Below are 1,639 nucleotides of genomic sequence, written 5' to 3'. Positions count from 1 at the left end.
TCCGCACCGGTCAGGAGATCGAGCGTCTCGTCGATCGTCCGTGGCGCGGCGCGCGGTTTCAGCTCGGTCATTCTTTCTCCGTGAACGCCGCCGCTCCGCTTTCCAGTACGTGGTAGCCGCGGGCGTGATAGATCAGCGGCCGCAAATTATCGCCCATCCGCAGGCCTGTCACCTTGCCAAAAAGCACACGATGGGTGGCCAGGTCCTTGGTATCGATCAATTCGCAGTCGAACACGGCGAGCGCACCCTTCAGCGTCGGCGCGCCGGTGGAGATCACGTCCCATTCGCCGAGCGCGAAGCGCTCCTCGACCGGCAAGCCGGTGATTCCGGAAAAGCCGACTGACAGCGGCTCCTGGTGGGAAGCCAGGGTGTTCAAGGCAAACCTGCCGTTTTTCACGAACGGTTCGTTCTTGGGATTTTCGCGATTGAGACAGACCAGAATGGTCGGCGGGGTGTCCGAAACCGAGCAGGCCGCGATCACCGTCGCGCCGCGCTTGCCGGCCGGCCCGTCGGTGGTGACCACATGGACGTGGCCGGCAAAGTGGCTCATCGCGTCGCGATAGGCCTGCGGCCCAATGTCGTTCTTCTTCAGCACCGTATTTTTTCCATTGTCAGGATCCTATCGACATATATGGCCAGACATAGCCCGCCACAAGCGAAGTGCCTGAGCCATATCCCGAAATTCGCGTGTTGCACCAAGGCCGGGCAGCCTTTAGGTCTTGGCGGCAACAGTGCCGGGAGCGTAGGACCGGCCCGGAGGATCCCATCGCTCGAATGCGACCCAGGACAAGAACAATAGCGGCGCTGTTCTGGCTGTTCCTGGCCAGTGGTGCGGATGCCCGGACGCTGCTGGTCGGCGTCTCGGCGCCCCTGTCGGGACCATCGGCCATTCTCGGCAAGCAGATCGAGGCCGGTACCGGTATGGCCGCCGAAGCGAACGGCATCGAACTCAAGACCGTGGATGACGCCTGCACCGCCGATGGCGGCGCTGCCGCGGCCAGGGAATTCGCAGCCGTCAAGGTCAATATCGTAATCGGCTTTCTCTGCACCGAGGCGATCGGGGCGGCGATGCCGATCCTGAAGGACGCCAACATTCCGGTCATCACCATTGGCGTGCGAACCGAAAGCCTGACCGACCGCCGCGCCAAGACCGGCTGGCCGGTCTATCGCCTCGGACCACGCGGCGACGATGAGCGCAATGCGGTCGCGTCAGCCCTCACCCGCCTGTGGCAAAACGAATTGTTCGCCATTATCGACGACGGCACCATCTACGGCCGTGAAATCGCCGAGACGTTGCGGGCAGCGGCCGAACAGGCAGCGCTGAAACCTGTGTTCGTCGACACGTTCCGGCCCCAGCTCGACAATCAGATCGGCATGATCGGTCGGCTGAAGAAGGCCGGCGCGACGCATGTCTTTGCCGGCGGCGATGGCGACGACATCGCCATCATGGGCCGCGATGCCGCACAGCTTCAGGCGGGCATCGTCTTTGCCGGCGGCGAGAATCTGCGCACGCCGCCCGGCGACGTGCCCTATTCCTTGGGCACACTGATGATCGCACCGCCGGAATGGGCCGATGTCGCCGATCCAAAAGTGCTGGCGGCCTTTGCCGCGCAGAAAGGCGTGCCCGACGGCTATACGC

Annotated in this window: 2 protein-coding genes; one reads left to right on the top strand and one right to left on the bottom strand. The window is 63.6% G+C overall.

Translation table 11 applies throughout. From position 1 onward, the window contains the following. Positions 1-67: 67 nt before the first annotated feature. A complete protein-coding gene (locus tag EN884_RS35225; protein WP_013532115.1) occupies positions 68-595 on the bottom strand; it encodes a flavin reductase in 528 nt (175 codons plus the stop codon). A gap of 179 nt (positions 596-774) precedes the next feature. Here EN884_RS35225 and EN884_RS35220 point away from each other — a divergent pair. Next, on the top strand, positions 775-1,639 hold an 865-nt coding region (locus tag EN884_RS35220), incomplete at its 3' end, for an ABC transporter substrate-binding protein (RefSeq protein ID WP_164895396.1).

This window comes from Mesorhizobium sp. M7A.F.Ca.AU.001.01.1.1 (assembly GCF_004022735.1).
Classification (GTDB): domain Bacteria; phylum Pseudomonadota; class Alphaproteobacteria; order Rhizobiales; family Rhizobiaceae; genus Mesorhizobium; species Mesorhizobium ciceri.
Note: the sequence above shows the minus strand (reverse complement) of the source record. Positions and strands in the feature narration are given on the sequence as shown.